This is a genomic window from Vibrio sp. B1ASS3, assembly GCF_905175355.1.
In the GTDB taxonomy this organism is placed as follows: domain Bacteria; phylum Pseudomonadota; class Gammaproteobacteria; order Enterobacterales; family Vibrionaceae; genus Vibrio; species Vibrio owensii.
The window spans coordinates 1255823-1271936 of the sequence record NZ_HG992742.1 but is presented as its reverse complement, the minus strand read 5'-3'; the positions used below and the strand labels follow the sequence as shown (position 1 = coordinate 1271936).

Genomic DNA, 16114 nt, shown 5'->3' with positions numbered 1-16114 from the left:
AATATGCCATTACGGTTTTGTGGAAAACCTTCTATATTAGAAAAGCTTTGGGATTAGCTCTTAATTCACGACCTTAAGATTTTCATACAGATCAGGTAACACGTGTTCATGTTCGAGGAGTTTTTCTAAGCGCTCTTCAAATGGCTCTGGTCTTTTATCGACAAAAAAGTACGTTTTTGATTCCGGTCGATTGAAGCTCTCGCCGGTTATAACCGCACTCTTTCCGTTGTCCATAAAATTAAACACTTGAGCGAAGAAGTAATTATTATCCCTTTCTGAGTTGAGGTGTACTTTCCCTGTCGGTTGGATGGTGATAGGAAAGACGTCATAGCCACCTTTACGCTTGTTGTTTTCGCAATATAAGTAGAGAAGCAAGCCTGTTTTGCGCTCTAAGAACCCTAAATTCTCAAAACGGCAAGCAGCCAGTCGTCCAAAAAACCAAGTGTAAACAAGGCCACGCTTTCGGTCGAAGTATATATGTGCCGGCTTCGGGGATTTGATGAAAAAGACAGTCGCCAATACCGCAAGGAAGCTCACGATCAAAGCAATTATAAGCTTAAAATATACATGCTCCTTATAATTTTCTGGGCCATATTTAATAACAGCAGTGATATAGTCAATAAACGTTCCATCGCCATTTTCACCTAACATGGCTTCAAAGTATTCAGAATTTAGACCATCTCTATCATGCTCATCCAATTGTGAAACCGTTTTTGCAAAAGATATTTGCGCAGTACTAGGGCCTAAATCTCCGATAAAAAGAAACGACAAAATCCAAAGCCCTACAACCAAAGGTAGAAGGTAGGCAAATCGTAGACCGTGCCTTGCATCACGCACCGTCAGGACATCATCGGTCACCGTCATAAAAGGCTCTAACGGATCTTGAGCGGGCTTAATAGGCTTAAACTGGGAAGCAAAGGTCTCTCGCCATTGACTGAGCCTCTGTGGGTATTGGTATCTAACTAAAAAGCCTTGGCTGTTTGTTCTTTTCATTTTTCGTCCTGTCATATATTGCTTGGCTTATCATCAACCATGCCATAATACGTTTTTTCTAACACGCCTTCAGAGGTCAGCATACGTTTTGGCACCATCACCTCAGGGCTCTGTTGGTAGTACCAGTGCACATTCAATGCTTCTCCGTCCTCACTTTCCATTTCAACCTCGAAGTTTAGATGCAACGTGCCATCGATAAGCTCTCTTTTGAAGAAATCATTGCTGTTCACTGCATCATTGAGGGCTTGTTGGAACGCCTGTGTGGCTGATTTATTCTCAACGGCGTGGTATCTCACCATCTTGTTAATCGGTTGCATAATATCGACTGGTCGCTGCCGAGTGCTGCAAACGGCTCCGACAACATTCGATTCGCCGGGTATAAAACCAGGTAGGCGCATACGATAACCGTAGATTTTTCTTGTCGGAGATAACTCTTCTTTGATCCATACTTTGAGCTCAGGGCACAGTAAGAGATTCATAAATTCTTGCTGTTCCACTTGTAGAGCTAACTGAAGCTCAGGGAGAACTATAGACTTGGGAGAAAGGGTTAGCCTTTGCTCAATAGTATGCTTACCCTCGTTCAAAAAATACCAAAATGAATATTTCTCACTCTTGCCCCAAAAGCAGCGAAACAGCAGGTTTTCGAGCGCTGACTTGCTGTATTTGACCTTCATCCCCTCCGCAACGAGTAAGAGCGCAAAACCAATCAAGGCAAAGTAACCAGATTGTATCGTCGTTGAGGAAATACTGCGCATGGTTAAGATAGGACCAGCAGCAAACATAGAGTAACTTATCATTCCATTGATGTTCGCGTACATCAAGCCTCGATTTCCAGAATCATAGGCGTCTACGGCCTCGGCGGTGGACGATACTAACAGCGCGAGGTTAGACACCGCAATCAAACGAGTTAACCCTGCCGCGTAGTTCGCGGCTTTCATATGCTCCAGTTTTGTATCTATCTTGGCACTGGCTAATTTAGCCCCACCTTTGGTGGCCGCAGCGAGTAAGGAAGGCAGCCCCATCCGAACGGCAGAATAAAAATAGCGAGAATTTAACGCTTTGTTCGCCAGCAATAACTGCGCGCGCTGCGCGCCCGCTCTATCGACAATCGCAGCAGAGATCGTCGCGACGGCCGTTGACAGTGTTTGCGTTGGCGCCACCCAGTTGTGGGGAGTGGTTGGGTCTGCTTGCTCAAATCCGTTGATTTGCGTTAGTTGCATTAGCACGTCAATATTGGCTCTCAGAGAGAGCATCGACAGGGCGCCATCAAGGGTTTTTCCGAGTAAGGCCTGAGTGGTCTCAGCTTCATAGTTCACGTAACGATGGCTGTAGTTCGGCATCGTGAGCGTGGGCAGTGGGGATTTTTTCGCGACTTTTTCCCAATCTGGTAACGTCAAGGCTTTCTCTAGCTCTCCCCAAATGATCAACTTTCGGGCAAATGGTAAGGCGCTCTGCGCTTTCAACATCGGGAAATGATTTTTTCCATTGGAGTCGATGTTCTTCGCTAAGATGCGGCCCAACTCATCAAGCGTCACTCTGACGGTGCCATCGAGTTCTTTGATCCCAAAACCTTTTTCGAAAAAGACAGGAATAAAGTTCAGCAACCCAGAATACGCCACCGGCTTTAATTGCAGCGCAGAGTTGACCACATGACTTTGGCCATATTTTGCGACTGCGGCAGTCCAACTCCAGAGAAACTGAAAGACACTCGGTGTAGTTTCCGCCAGTTCTGTGGCCAACTCTCCCCAATCCACGCTACTTTGACACTGAAGCAAGATAAGCTTCAGCTTCTCTTCAAACGTGAGATAGGTATTGTTTGCCCCTTCTTCGTAGGCCGCATTGATCATGCTGACAACAGTATTATGGCCTTCTTTTGTGGCGCCAAGGCTACCGAACATGGCTGACATGGTCGCGTTGAGCTTTTGCAGCTCTTTAAAAGGCTCCACGGCGCTTTGAGAGTCAAAGAAAAGCTCCAGATAACCATCGAGTGAGCCGATGTTACCATCTGCCAAATCTCGGTAAGCAAACGCCGAGAATAAATCCAGATATTCGACTCGCAAGGCGCTGAGCGCTTCGCTCTTTTCACGGCTTTGTTGATAGAACTCCGCCAGCGCTGCCACATCGATATTTTCGTTGATAGCCGCTTGTATTTGCGCATCGTCTGACGAGCCGTGGTTCAGCTGTAAAATGAACTCACCAATGGTTTTCGGGTACATTTCACTGGCTTGGTCGGATTGTTCAACCCCAAATAACATCGAAAGAACGAAGGCAATGTCACTCTGTCGTCCAACGGGATCGAAGAGCGCAACTAAGGTGCCATCTTTCTTTTCACTGTGACTTTTTTGCATGGTTTCCACTATCCCTAAAGGGGAGAGGTAGTGGTTATTTTCCGTTGTGAACACATCGAGCCCCATCGGATTGGCTTGACTGTTGTTCTCAAGAGCCAGCCATTTTTCATCGCTACGGCGATAGTCTTCCACCAAGGCGCTGAGGTTATCTTGTGTAGCCGCTTGGCTAAAGTCGGTTTGCGGCGCAGTCAAATCCACCTGCTGCATCGCTTTTTTGCGCAGCTCTTCATCGCTGTTCATGTTATCAATGATGGCGGCAGACCATTCGTGCTCAGAGTAAACGATGGAAATCTTTTTCGCTTTCGGCGTCACAAACGCAAAAGGATAGAAAGTGGAACCCGATGAGGTATCGAGCGTTAATCCCTCTTGAGCGTTTTCTTCATTGGTGAAATAGTATTTCTCAAACTTTTCAATCACACCGGTCGGCGTTTGGGTTTGCGCATATTTGAATATGTGGAAAGGCGCGGTCTCGTCTTCGCTCTCTTCTTTGATGTACAACCAACCCTCACGTAGAAGGCGAAGCAGGTAGCCACCGGTGTCTTTCAGCCCAGTAGCACCATTCATTTCTAACATGCTTGGCGGGGCTTGCGCTGGCATCACTTCATCAAAGAAGTTTGCGTAGCCATAACGCACCGGATAAATCGGAATGACATTCTCAATCACACCAGCCACTTCGTTCATGAATGGCTCCACCGTGTCGATGGTTTTGGTGGTGTTAACCACGGCTTCAATCGATTCACTCTCAATCGAGTGTAAGTCGTCTGCCGCTTTGATGACCTTTACGTTGTCAGTGTTCGCCAGAAGCTCGCTGGCTTTGGTTTGCATTTTACTGAACACACCTGAGATGAGGTCGGGTAGTAACTTCATGTACGAGCTTAACGTATCGATGTGCTTATCGAACACATCCTCAGACAGGTACGCGTATTGCAGTTTACTGGCTTCATCACGTAAGAAGGTTAAACGACTTTTCACCTTGTTAAGCAGCGCGTCGAGTTCACTATTGATGCTCTTTTCTGCCGCTTGCCAATCATAGCCAGCCAAATAGGTTTGTGGGTTGCCTTTACCTCGCGCACGCATGTACGCCAGCATTCGGTCAGTGGTCTCATGCGGTGCTAGCCTCAGCAATACCGACAGTAACTCCCCTTCTTCTAATACTTGAGGCAGGGTATAAGCGAGCAGCGATTCAGTGGTATGCGGCAAAGGTTGGTCAAGGTTACCAATAAGAGCCTCACAGGTCTTTGATACATCGAATGTCGTATCTGGGTGATAATGGGTAAAGTGCTGAATGACCTCAGCACTGAGCATGTCTTGGAAATAGCGATCGCTACTCAACGTTTGACCAATACTGCCCCAAGCCGTGCCAACGGTCTCAATTCTGGTTGGCTGCCAAAAGCCGCGCTGACCTTTGGAAGCGATATTGAAAAAATCATCATCCGACTGGCTGTCTACATGGCGAGGGTTCTCGCGACGAACCGGAGTCACCACAAACGGGTCTTGACTCTCTTCGACCAGCAGCTTGACTTTCCCCCCTTTGAGCGGGTCGGCATCGCTGCGTCCTTTATCATCCAAAGTGGCTTCATATACCGTCGAACCTTGCTCATCACTGAGTTTAAATGGCGCATTCACCAGCCGTTGACCGTTTGGGTGACGCACACAAACGTCCATGATAAAGGTCTCTTCAAGATCTTCTTCGACCGAGAAAGATGGGTTCTGTACGCCGAAGCACATGGTATTGCCATTGTTCATGGTCATTTGATCACTCTGGCGCGCCACTCCTTTTCCTTCGATAAGGACATTCGGAGAAGACGTCACAAACTGTGCTTCTCCTTCAATGGTTCCTGAACTCACGCCTTTTTTATCGCCAGCGGCATCACCTGTACTTTTTGAGAACTTACTGCCTTGCAAGGCAATACTGTTGCCACCATCGGCTGTGACACTGGTTGAACCGTCCACCAAATCGGCAGATTTAGCGTTGTTGCCGTACGGAATAGGAACAACAGGCTTTCCGACTTTGGTCAAACAGACGTCCGGCACAGACGCATTCGCTTCACCGCCTGAGCCTTTATGTACAATACTCAGCCCATTAGCGCCGATGGTTGATGCCATAATTTTTTCCTTTTCAATCAGTTTAAGCGCACTTTGGTCGCTTGAATTTTTTGTAGCTTATCTGCCGATGTATTGATGTTTTGGGCGGTGGTTTTAACCGTACCACTTTTCGCAATCATAGAGGTCTTAGCCTCACCAGCCCCGAGTTCAACACATTCCTCTCCGTCTATGATTACCTTTTTCGCGCGCAGTACGATAAGCTCTTCATCCAAAAGTGAAGAATAAATATTGGTTAACATCGGCGTGTAGATATCTCCTGCCACGAACTCAATACGGCAATCCAGACGGTGATCTATCGCAAGTTGTAAATCCGCTTTCGTGAACAGACGGCCAAGCACCGCCCACACCGACTGACCAAGCGGGTTGCCCTCAAAATCGACTTTGACATGACGATTATCGGGGTGAACTTCATTGATCCACCCTGTTCGAGAGTAGAGTTCTACGGGGGATGATGAGGGGTTAGAATCAAGCATTATCCTATTCCTGTCAGAAAATAACGCAGGATTTTAACAATGAAATTAGGAAGATAGCGTCAGCGTTTATTGGCAAGTACGGATGAAAATACAGGTAATCTGTCTGTTTGATTGGTCATGACAACCTATGAGCTAGACAATAAGGCGAATACCCTAGTTATTGCGTTCGAACACTAAAAATGTCAGAAAAGGCAAAAGTGTGACATTGGTCTAATGCACTCCATTCAGTCGAGAACGGTTTGAGTTATCTCGACCTTTTTACCTGTATCTATCGTCATCTCACGGTAATTATTACCAGAAGGTTTGACGCAGGCTAGCATATCAAGTGAGCCGTTCTAAATGCCTTTGTCATAGTGATTCTGCTTAAATAACATGGCATCACTCACGTAAAGTGGCAGAAAGAACTTGTGACCCTTGATTTCGAACCCAAGGGTTGTTACCCGATCTTCTTCTTAATACACTCTCTGGAAGCAATTTGTTTAAAGCTATCGTCCGTCTGCGTGGTTTTCCAGACCTCAAATGTCCAAGGTTTTGCTGCACTTTCTATTGCCCACTTGCCATTAGTCATCTACCTCACCCAATAGCTTGCGAAGTCCTGTGATAAAGCCTCTAGGGAATATTTCGCTGTTGTATTCCATGTCTTTTACCTGACCAGCCTGAGTATACTGCCAGTCGTTCTTGTCCATGCATTCATCAGAAATGGCATACGCTACAGCTTTTTTCTCTGATTCGGTGAGTAGGCCTGATAGGGATGGCAGCACTTCCACGCTTGGTTCAGCGGTGGGCTCAAACTGGCGCACAGGGCGTTTGTCGATGGTAATATTCGCGTGTTGCTTGAGCAAATTGACCTCTTTGCGGTAACGGTTTCGCTCGGCAATAATTTGACCAAACAAGGCGCGTACCGCAGGATCTGGGATGCGCTCTAACAGCTTGTTATCCGCAGGGATAGATTTAGACCGAGAGGTGTTGGATAGCGGCTTTTTGGTATTGGTATTGCATTTTGCCGCCCACGCTTCGATGAGTATTCGGTAGTGCTTGTTACGGGTAGCACGCAAAGCCTCATACGCCAATCCGCCATTTTCCGCAGACACCCGCCCAATTTGCGTGATGGAGAAGTCACGCTGACCTGATTCCGCATAGTTTTTTAGCGTGTCGTTGAGCTTATCGAGGTTTTGCTGAGTGCGAGGTACTTTCCCTTCTTTTAAGTCAGCCAGAATGACATCAATATCGAGTTCCATTAGTCCTCCAATAAGTTCGGTAGTACGATGCTATTTAGGTTAATGGCTTTATCCTTCAGCGCATGAATACCCTGAGAGAACAGCTTGTTATCAGTCAGGTATTCTCCTGCTTCGATGTAGCTCGCCACTTTGCGGTAGCCTTCAAGTTTGTCGTCAGGGGCAGCGATTTTCGCCATTTGGCGCAGCATGGCATTGGCGGCGATGAGCTGTTGTTTGTCGTCCATTTCCATGAAAATCGGCTCAAAGCCTTTTTTCATCAGTACACGACTGAGCTTACGTGAACGCTTTTCTATTACAGGGGTTTTACGCAGTTCGTCCTGCAAATCAGGATAGAACTCCGCATCGTCACAAATAAGAGATAGGTGCAGTAACTCTGAGTCGGTTTCGATAAACTTTAAAGCATGACAGACATCTTGCTCAGAGCCAACCGCAATAAGTTTATCGTTAGTGTCATTCTCATTTCTGGCTTCTTCGACACGCATGATTTTGATAATGAGTTCAAAGCAAGCCACGAGGTCTTTTGCATATTCATCAGCTTCGACTTGCTGTTTTTCATAGCGGCGCTGTAGTGCTTGCAGCTCGTCGTGCTTGATGAACGGCTTACCTTGCTCTTCGCAAAAGAATTGTTCGTCTTTCAGTGCTTCTAACTCACCCTCAATTTCCACAGAGAGATTAGCCGCTTGATGTGCTTTGTAACTCAGTTGATTGAAGTGGGCATTGAGCGCTGGGAGGTAACGAGCCTCGGTGATAAACCAACGGCAACGAGGACAGTTCTCAGGGCCGTGCGACACGCTGTCGTAAATGCGATTAGCAGCAGATTTTGCACTTTTAATCAACTCGCCACCGTTCCAACAGCCGCCAAGGGTACTGACTTCATCCGACTTTACGGTGTTACCGCCAACCAAGCACAAACCACACGAACGCTCTTCCCAACCTATCGGGTTGCGGTTAACCAGTGCCGCCTGAATGCTGTTATCGCTGTGATACACCATCTTGCACTGAATTTGTTCCATTGAGGCGTCTTTGAGGAAATTGCGTACCGATTGTTTGGATTTGGAATCCAACTCACCATGTGCTTCATCCATTTTTTCTGCCATCACTGACGGGGTGATTTTGTTGTAGTAGATGGTCATCAATAGGCGCGTATGCCCCGCCAATAGCTTAGAAATCACAGGTAATGGCAGTTGGGTATCCATTGTATACGCTGTGATGAGTGAAACACGCAAACTGTGTAGAGGAAAGTGTGTGGCAAGCATAGCACCTTTAGCCGTACCTTCAGGGTAATCCACAACCAGTTTTAGCCGTTCGCCGTTTTCTAGGGTGTTGCTTTGCTCTGCGAGTTGGTTTTCTAATGTCAATAGAAGTTGATACCAAAAAGAGTCTAGCGAATTGTCCATGACGGGTTTGTGCTTATCCTCGCCCCTTGCTGATGCATCACGAAACAGAAAGGCAATTTCTCCCATACTTTCTAGGTATGCTCTCGACTTTTTATGTTTTGTGTGTTTTACCTGTAGCGTGGTGCAGTCAGTGGGCTTTGCAATCGGGTTGTATTTTTCTTGCCAGTTGCGCAGCTTTTCCAGCCAGTAAAGCACTTCCTCGTTTTGCCACGGGATGATGTAACCACGCTCCAGTTCATTTTTGTTCTGGTCAGCGGTCTTGTTTGTGTTGATATATAGACCTGTTGAATACAACCCTGTCATAAGGTCGTAAATTCGGCGGAAGATGCCTTTTCCGAACGGACGCTTTTCACTGCCAAGGGCAAAATCATGCTTGGTATTCACTACCCATTGACCTTGCTCATAGCGCCATGTATCTGCTTCCCCACTATCGAGCATCCGCACCTGATAGATACGCAGTGGTAGGTGAAGTTTTATAAAAACCACCATCGCTTTGACGGGCGACCAGAGTTGGTGAACGGTGACTTTCTTGTTATTTCGAGTGACTTCTTTGCTACGCCACACACAATCAGGGTCGGTTTTATCAATCATCTCAAGCTCTACTTCAAACCAGTCACCATCACCTCCTCTTTCTCCTTGCCCTGTTTGCTGCTGCGCCCATGTCCAGTGTTTGAAGTGCCGATAGCAATAGGCAGGCAACAAGGTTTCACCGTCCTTGAGGTTTTGCTGAATGACCGCAAGTTCGGTTTTATCAGGCAACGGACAAAGGATTTGCCGTAAATCCTGAATGTAGCGATATGGCAGAGGGTTGCGCACAGTTTCTATAGCAGAACCTTGCGCTTTGATTTTACTGAGAGGGTTTTGAACCAGCGGTACTAGCTTGCCATTGTCATCTTCCTCGGAGAACACTTTTTTAATAACAAAATCGATAAAGTCACAAGGAAAATTCACACCTTTAACTATGGCTTCTGGGGCATTTTGTGTTTTCGTTACAAGAATCTTCAACTCTTCGCTAGAGCATTGATGACCGCAGTAGCCCTTAAAAAACAAATCTATATTGCCGATGGCATAAGGTGCATATTCAGCAAGATAGGATTCGAAGAATCGAGCCATAGCTTCTAGTTTATAGCAAACCCCTGTGTTTTGTTCTGCCATCCACTCAGCAGCCAACTCTTGCCATTGTTGCCACTCGGTACCAAGAGTGGTGAGCATCCAAGAGAAAGTTAAATCCGATGAACGTCCGTCATATTTTCTTTTTTTCGGCATTACATTACTTACCTCTCAGCTTTGGATATTTGCCAGTGAAGCACCCCTGCGGGTCTATGTCATCAAAACCATGCTCAATCAGCGCTTTCCAATCCAGTGCTTTGGCTTTCGATTCGGGATTTGCAAGTTGCAGTGTTGCTTGGGTCAATGCATCAGAGATTTCCTGCTGCCCTTTGCCTGTGTAGGGGGTTTGTGAATCTAGGGACTTATGGTGCATACAGCGCCGAATCACCAACGGGTTCAACCCTGAACGTTCTAATCGTCTACCGTAATTATGACGATGCCCGTGAGGGTCTTTACCTTCAGCCTTGTTTGCTTCTAAACCTATGCGCTTTAAGCCGTTGGCGTAGTTGTCATGGAAAGCGTTGATAGTATAAGGATTGCCTAACGCGCTGTGATGAAAAGAAATGAACGCATAAGGATGGTGACAGTCGATGCTGGCGCGATACTTTTGATAGTTTTTCCAAAGTGACATAAACACTTTGCCATAGTCGGTGGGAAACCATTGAACCTGTATGTAGTTGTCTTTATGGTCAACCACACGACATTTCCAACCGAGGTGTGCGGTGCCTTTCATGCGTTGGCGAGGGATACGCGCATACTTTTCTTTTAAGTACGTTTCTCTATTCTGGCTTTTAGAGCGAACTTCAGGGTCATTTGGCGCTTTGCCATCGACTTCATTGTAAATTCGAACGATTGCACTATCTGGGTTATCGGGGCCTTCAAACACATCTGTCACCCAAAGGGTTAAAGCCTCGCTTTCGCGTAGTCCGCCACCGTGCATGAGTAGGAGTATTAATTTGTCCCTGAGTGCCACTCGTGGGTCGGTTGCGCCTCCAATACCGTTCATATAAAAATCTTCCCAATGCTTTTCAGGAAAGGCGATAGCATCATCCTCGGTTTTAGTGAGTGGTGTGCGCCCTTTAATGGTTCGCGCCTTACGGATGGTTTTATTGACGGTTTTATCTTCGATATGACCGAGAAAATCATTCTGGTTTTTACGATACCATGCAGCGTAATTCAATCGCTGCTCATGAGGGGTGGCATCACGCAAGGGGTTCATTGGCACAATGTCTTGCCTGTCTGCCAACCAATCGGTGAATGCCGTCAGTCGATGAATATGCTTATTCACGTTACTGGTTGAGCTTGGCACCCAATATAAATAAGAGGGGTCAAGTCCATCCTCACCAATAGTTCCTGTGTACAACCGCTTAGAAAAGGTCTGGAAGAGCAACTTCGGATCATCAAACAACCCTCTGTTTGCTTCCATATAATCCAGCAACAAGGACACCGCTTGAAGAAATCCATTCATGACGGAGTTACTCACACCGTCCGCCTCTAGCTTGAGCAGGTAGTCCGTGACCGTACCTAACTCTCCTTCCTCAGTTAGCAAGATAGGGAGTTGGCTTTTGATGCCCGTATTATCCTCTACAATCGTCGCTCTGACTTTTACTGATGACAAACCATTCTTTTTCCATACACTATATACATACAATTAACTGTATGCCTAGCCCAATCATTATGCAATAAAAAGGCAGATTTCTCTGCCTTTAATACACAATATACACCCTTTAGGTCACTATATATAAGACATCGGAAGGGCTTCGTGTTTATAAACGGCTGTTATTGCTTTGTATGGCTATCTGAGTTGGTTACTTTGTCCAAGAACGGTAAGTCTCGCGAGTCACATGCAGTAAATCGAGCATCTCACCAACTTCACTCCCCTGCTCTGCCAACTGATTTGCTTTGGCTTGCTTATCAATGGCAATAGCCAATTCACACAGTCGATCAGCACCAAAACTCGCTGCGCTGCTCTTCAACGCGTGGCTTATCTCTTTTAAGTAAACCAACTGCTCAGTACCTACAAGAGTGGATAGGTTGCTGATGTAGGTATCCATTTCCCCAAGAAAAATATCAAGCAAAACAGGAACATTATCACGGCCAATTTCGGCAGAGAGTTCTTCAATTTTTTGCTGATTTAATACGTCCGTACTCATACGTTCTGTTTTTCGTCCTTGCTATTCCAAGCTTGCAACTTGCGATAAATCGTCGATGGGCTGACATCTAGGTAGCCCGCAGCGCGTGGGATGTTGCCGTCACACGCCTGAATCGCCTGCTCGATGGCCATTTTTTCAGTCATCCAAAGCGGCATAATGTCTGACACCGTCATGATTTCAGGTTCAATAAATTTTGAAATCGATTGACGAACCACTGGTTGATTCAGTGGTGGTGGCAGCATGTCCAACGTAATTTCTTTGCCGTTGTTCAGTACCACTATATTGCGCAACACGTTTTGCAACTGACGAACGTTACCCGGCCATTCGTAGCTGTTGAAACGTTCAATCACATCTTGTGCAAAACGGATGAAACTCTTGCCTTCCTCGTGAGACATATAGCCCAGTAGCGAATACGCAATTTCAATCACGTCTTCGCCGCGCTCACGCAACGGTGGAAGGTGCAAAGGAATCACGTACAAACGGTAGTACAAATCTTCACGGAAACGGCCTTCTTGCACTTCTTTCCAAGGATCGCGGTTGGTCGCACACACGAATCTCACGTCAACACTCTTCATCTTTGAAGAGCCCACTTTTTGGAAAGTACCCGTTTGGATAAAGCGCAATAACTTAGTTTGAAGATCTAAGTCCATTTCACACAATTCATCAAGGAACAACGTGCCACCATCGGCAAGCTCAGCCGCACCTTGGCGATCATTCGCAGCACCGGTAAACGCGCCTTTTACGTGACCAAACAATTCACTTTCAATTAGATCTTTTGGAATCGCAGCACAGTTAATAGCGATAAACGGCTTATCGCCACGTTTGCTTGCTGCGTGAATGGCTTCGGCACACACCTCTTTACCGGTACCACTTTCACCTGTGATGAAAATACTCGCTTTACTGCTCGCAGCGGAGTCAATGGTTCGGTAAACCTGCTGCATGGTTTGGCTACTGCCGATAAAACCTTGGTAATTTTGGTTACCCGGGTTATCCGCTTCATTCTTAAGCTTGGTTGCTTTGCGAATTGCGTTGTTCACCGTGACACGGAGACGGTCGGCTTCACATGGTTTGATTAAGAAGTCTTGAGAACCATGACGCATCGCTTCTACCGCAGTATCGATAGAGCCATGAGCTGTCATAAAGATGATTGGCACGTCTGGGTGGCTTTTATTCACCGCGTGCAATACGTCCATCCCCGTCATATCAGGTAAGCGGAGATCGAGCAGAATCAGGTCGGGAATTCGATGGTTCAGGCTTTCGATGGCGTCTCTGCCTGTTCCAACAATATTAATATCGATGCCGAGAGGCGTCAGGTAAGAACGGTACAATGCCGCAACGGATGCGGTGTCTTCTACCATTAGTAGATAACGAGACTTTTGACCTTCTGTTATTTGTTGCATAGCCTAGCCGATTTTTTGTTGTGTTTTAAATAATAATCGCATTACGCTTTGCATTTTGCAAATAATCATTTGTTGGATTGTGGGTATTCTAACCAAATTAAACCGAATATCAACAGGTTAAATAGTGGCACAAACCATGCTGTATAAATAATGACCCCTCGGGTCACCTAGCCAACTGACGTTGTTAGTGAACGACATGTTCACAAAACGAGCCAATAGACCCGACTGCCTATTGGCTTCTTTTTTGTCTGTTGAACAGGGAATAATAAAATGCCCAAGCACCGTCTGTAGACACAAGCACTTGGGCATTATAAGGCGCGTTGAATTAGCTATTGGCAATGAACTGAGCGCGCAACTTCTCTATCTCATCACGTTTTTGGGCTGCCAACTCAAACTCTAGATCTTGAGCGTGTTGGTACATCGCTGCTTCCAAACGGCTGATCTCTTTCTCCAACTGCTGCGGAGACATAATCTCGTAGGTTTGCGAAGGTTCTGCCACTTTCGATAGCGGCACTTGCTTAGTATTGCGCTGACGCTTCGACTTAGTGATATCACCCAATTCCATGATGTCTTTAATATTGCGCTTCAAGGCCTGAGGCTCAATACCCATCTCTGCGTTATACGCTTTTTGCTTCTCACGACGACGATCCGTTTCGTCCATCGCTTTCTTCATCGACTTAGTGATCGAATCCGCGTACAGAATCGCTTTACCTTCGATATTACGAGCAGCACGACCAATGGTCTGAATCAGTGAACGTTCGGAGCGCAAGAAACCTTCTTTATCCGCATCTAGGATTGCCACCAACGACACTTCAGGCATATCCAAACCTTCTCGTAACAAGTTGATCCCCACCAGCACATCGAACTCGCCTAAACGAAGGTCGCGAATGATTTCAACACGTTCTACCGTATCAATATCAGAGTGCAGGTAACGAACTCTCACATCGTGCTCATGTAGGTATTCGGTCAAGTCTTCTGCCATACGCTTGGTTAACGTCGTCACCAGAACGCGTTCAGCTTTCGCCGCTCGAATTCGAATTTCAGACAACAAATCATCAACCTGAGTCGCTACCGGACGTACTTCCAACTCTGGGTCAAGCAGACCTGTTGGACGTACCACCTGATCAGCAATTTCATCGGCTGATTTTTCAAGCTCGTAGTTACCCGGTGTCGCCGAGACAAATATCGTCTGCGGAGAAATCGCTTCAAACTCTTCGAACTTCATCGGACGGTTATCCAATGCAGAAGGCAGGCGGAAACCAAACTCCACCAGCGTCTCTTTACGTGAACGGTCACCTTTGTACATGGCACCAATTTGCGGAACTGTCACGTGGGACTCATCGATGATCAGCAAACCATCGTGAGGCAAATAATCAAACAGTGTCGGTGGTGGCTCACCCTCCGCTCGTCCACTCAAGTAACGAGAGTAGTTTTCGATACCTGAACAGAAGCCCAATTCGTTCATCATTTCAATATCGAACTGAGTTCGTTGGCTGATGCGTTGTTCTTCTAGAAGCTTGTTGTTATCCAGAAGCTGCTTCTTACGTACTTCAAGCTCGTCTTTAATGCTTTCAATGGCATCAAGAATACGCTCACGTGGCGTAACATAGTGCGTCTTCGGATAAATAGTATAACGCGGCAAGTCGCGCTGCTTGACCACACCGGTCAATGGGTCGAATACGCTGATGCAATCAACTTCATCGTCAAACATCTCTACGCGCACAGCATCTTGGTCTGATTCGGCTGGGAAGATGTCAATCACTTCACCTCGAACACGGAACTGGCCACGTTCAAATGCGACGTCATTGCGCGAGTATTGCAACTCTGCAAGACGACGTAGCATATCGCGCTGATCAATCACATCACCGCGACGTAAGTGCAACATCATTTGTAGATACGATTCAGGGTCACCCAAGCCATAGATAGCCGATACCGACGCGACAATAATGGCATCTTTACGTTCTAGTAGTGCTTTTGTAGCGGACAAACGCATTTGTTCAATATGCGCGTTAACTGAAGCGTCTTTCTCTATAAAGGTATCCGTGGTCGGAACGTACGCTTCTGGTTGGTAGTAGTCGTAGTACGACACAAAGTATTCCACCGCGTTATTGGGGAAGAAAGACTTCATTTCGCCGTACAATTGAGCAGCTAAGGTTTTGTTAGGGGCAAGAAGAATCGCTGGTCGCTGTGCTTCTGCGATAACATTTGCCAGTGTGAATGTTTTACCAGAGCCAGTTACGCCCAATAATGTCTGATGGGCAAGACCTGCATCTAACCCTTCTAACAACTGCTTAATCGCGGTTGGCTGATCACCGGATGGTTGATATTCAGAGACCAGTTCATAAACTTTACTCATACCCTTCCTTAAATTTACTGCACTTTAGCTGTATATATATACACCTTGTTAGATGAAATCTACGTCTATTTTAGATTTATAGCTCATTGTAATTAATTTTTGCGCTTTCTTTACTTTGATCTAGCCTTAGTCAGGCGACTCTGTTATAGTCTTTCGCCCTAGTTGATGAACGTCCCCAAATCATCACAATTTAATTTCCACAACTTTTCCCCAGAAACACCCAATATTATCCTTTATCCCCAAAAGAGCAAATCTTATCCACTTTAAGCAATTTTGCGTCGAATTAAATAAATCACTGTTTTATATGATTATTCAGTGCATATTTCTGATTAAAAACTCAAAACAAACTAGCACTGTTGCATATAAAAGATCTTTACTCAGATCTCATCAACATACTTATCCACAATTTTGGTGGATAACTAACTCCAGCCCTTTACTGATAAGGCATACAAAAAAGTAAAGAAAAAAAAGCACTATTTTTTGCTAGAAATGTGTATTTTTGGTGTTGACAGAAATATAGGTGCTCGGTAAGATTCGACC

General features: G+C 46.0%; 10 protein-coding genes. All 10 read right to left on the bottom strand.

The genetic code is table 11. The features are described 5' to 3' along the window. Nucleotides 1-60: 60 nt before the first annotated feature. The 10 genes from KJB05_RS05840 to uvrB all read right to left on the bottom strand — a co-directional run bounded on the left by KJB05_RS05840 (nucleotide 61) and on the right by uvrB (nucleotide 15574). The gene (locus KJB05_RS05840) at nucleotides 61-993 is read right to left on the bottom strand and encodes a hypothetical protein (protein WP_208444845.1); all 933 of its coding nucleotides are present in this window, start codon (nucleotides 991-993) and stop codon (nucleotides 61-63) included. 11 nt (nucleotides 994-1004) lie between these two features. Continuing rightward, nucleotides 1005-5447 (bottom strand): PAAR-like domain-containing protein, encoded by a 4443-nt coding sequence (locus tag KJB05_RS05835; protein ID WP_208444844.1) that lies wholly within the window; start codon nucleotides 5445-5447, stop codon nucleotides 1005-1007. Between the two features lie 17 nt (nucleotides 5448-5464). After that, on the bottom strand, nucleotides 5465-5920 hold the full coding sequence (locus KJB05_RS05830; RefSeq protein WP_208444843.1) for a hypothetical protein: 456 nt from the start codon (nucleotides 5918-5920) through the stop codon (nucleotides 5465-5467). A 436-nt stretch (nucleotides 5921-6356) separates the two neighbouring features. Next, the gene (locus tag KJB05_RS28860) at nucleotides 6357-6488 is read right to left on the bottom strand and encodes a hypothetical protein (protein WP_280528751.1); all 132 of its coding nucleotides are present in this window, start codon (nucleotides 6486-6488) and stop codon (nucleotides 6357-6359) included. Beyond that, nucleotides 6481-7158, bottom strand: coding sequence for a gamma-mobile-trio protein GmtX (gene gmtX / locus KJB05_RS05825; protein ID WP_208444842.1), 678 nt, complete (start codon nucleotides 7156-7158; stop codon nucleotides 6481-6483). Before gmtX ends, KJB05_RS28860 begins: the two co-directional genes overlap by 8 nt. After that, on the bottom strand, nucleotides 7158-9821 hold the full coding sequence (locus tag KJB05_RS05820; protein ID WP_208444841.1) for an integrase family protein: 2664 nt from the start codon (nucleotides 9819-9821) through the stop codon (nucleotides 7158-7160). The genes gmtX and KJB05_RS05820 overlap by 1 nt, the downstream gene beginning before the upstream one ends. A 4-nt stretch (nucleotides 9822-9825) precedes the next feature. Beyond that, a complete protein-coding gene (gmtY, locus tag KJB05_RS05815) occupies nucleotides 9826-11283 on the bottom strand; it encodes a gamma-mobile-trio recombinase GmtY (protein WP_208444840.1) in 1458 nt (485 codons plus the stop codon). 190 nt (nucleotides 11284-11473) lie between these two features. Then, complete coding sequence (gene luxU / locus KJB05_RS05810; RefSeq protein WP_039842196.1) at nucleotides 11474-11818, bottom strand: quorum-sensing phosphorelay protein LuxU; 345 nt, start codon at nucleotides 11816-11818, stop codon at nucleotides 11474-11476. After that, nucleotides 11815-13218, bottom strand: a complete 1404-nt coding sequence (gene luxO, locus KJB05_RS05805) for a quorum-sensing sigma-54 dependent transcriptional regulator LuxO (RefSeq protein ID WP_208444839.1) — start codon at nucleotides 13216-13218, stop codon at nucleotides 11815-11817. The genes luxU and luxO overlap by 4 nt, the downstream gene beginning before the upstream one ends. Before the next feature lie 325 nt (nucleotides 13219-13543). Continuing rightward, nucleotides 13544-15574: an excinuclease ABC subunit UvrB gene (gene uvrB, locus KJB05_RS05800; protein WP_208444838.1), complete on the bottom strand. Its 2031-nt coding sequence runs from the start codon at nucleotides 15572-15574 to the stop codon at nucleotides 13544-13546. Nucleotides 15575-16114 lie beyond the last annotated feature (540 nt).

Coding starts and splice junctions, on each gene's coding strand:
- KJB05_RS05840 (WP_208444845.1), bottom strand. CDS start 993: ATGAAAAGAACAAACAGCCAAGGCTTTTTAGTTAGATACCAATACCCA.
- KJB05_RS05835 (WP_208444844.1), bottom strand. CDS start 5,447: ATGGCATCAACCATCGGCGCTAATGGGCTGAGTATTGTACATAAAGGC.
- KJB05_RS05830 (WP_208444843.1), bottom strand. CDS start 5,920: ATGCTTGATTCTAACCCCTCATCATCCCCCGTAGAACTCTACTCTCGA.
- KJB05_RS28860 (WP_280528751.1), bottom strand. CDS start 6,488: ATGACTAATGGCAAGTGGGCAATAGAAAGTGCAGCAAAACCTTGGACA.
- gmtX (WP_208444842.1), bottom strand. CDS start 7,158: ATGGAACTCGATATTGATGTCATTCTGGCTGACTTAAAAGAAGGGAAA.
- KJB05_RS05820 (WP_208444841.1), bottom strand. CDS start 9,821: ATGCCGAAAAAAAGAAAATATGACGGACGTTCATCGGATTTAACTTTC.
- luxU (WP_039842196.1), bottom strand. CDS start 11,818: ATGAGTACGGACGTATTAAATCAGCAAAAAATTGAAGAACTCTCTGCC.
- luxO (WP_208444839.1), bottom strand. CDS start 13,218: ATGCAACAAATAACAGAAGGTCAAAAGTCTCGTTATCTACTAATGGTA.
- uvrB (WP_208444838.1), bottom strand. CDS start 15,574: ATGAGTAAAGTTTATGAACTGGTCTCTGAATATCAACCATCCGGTGAT.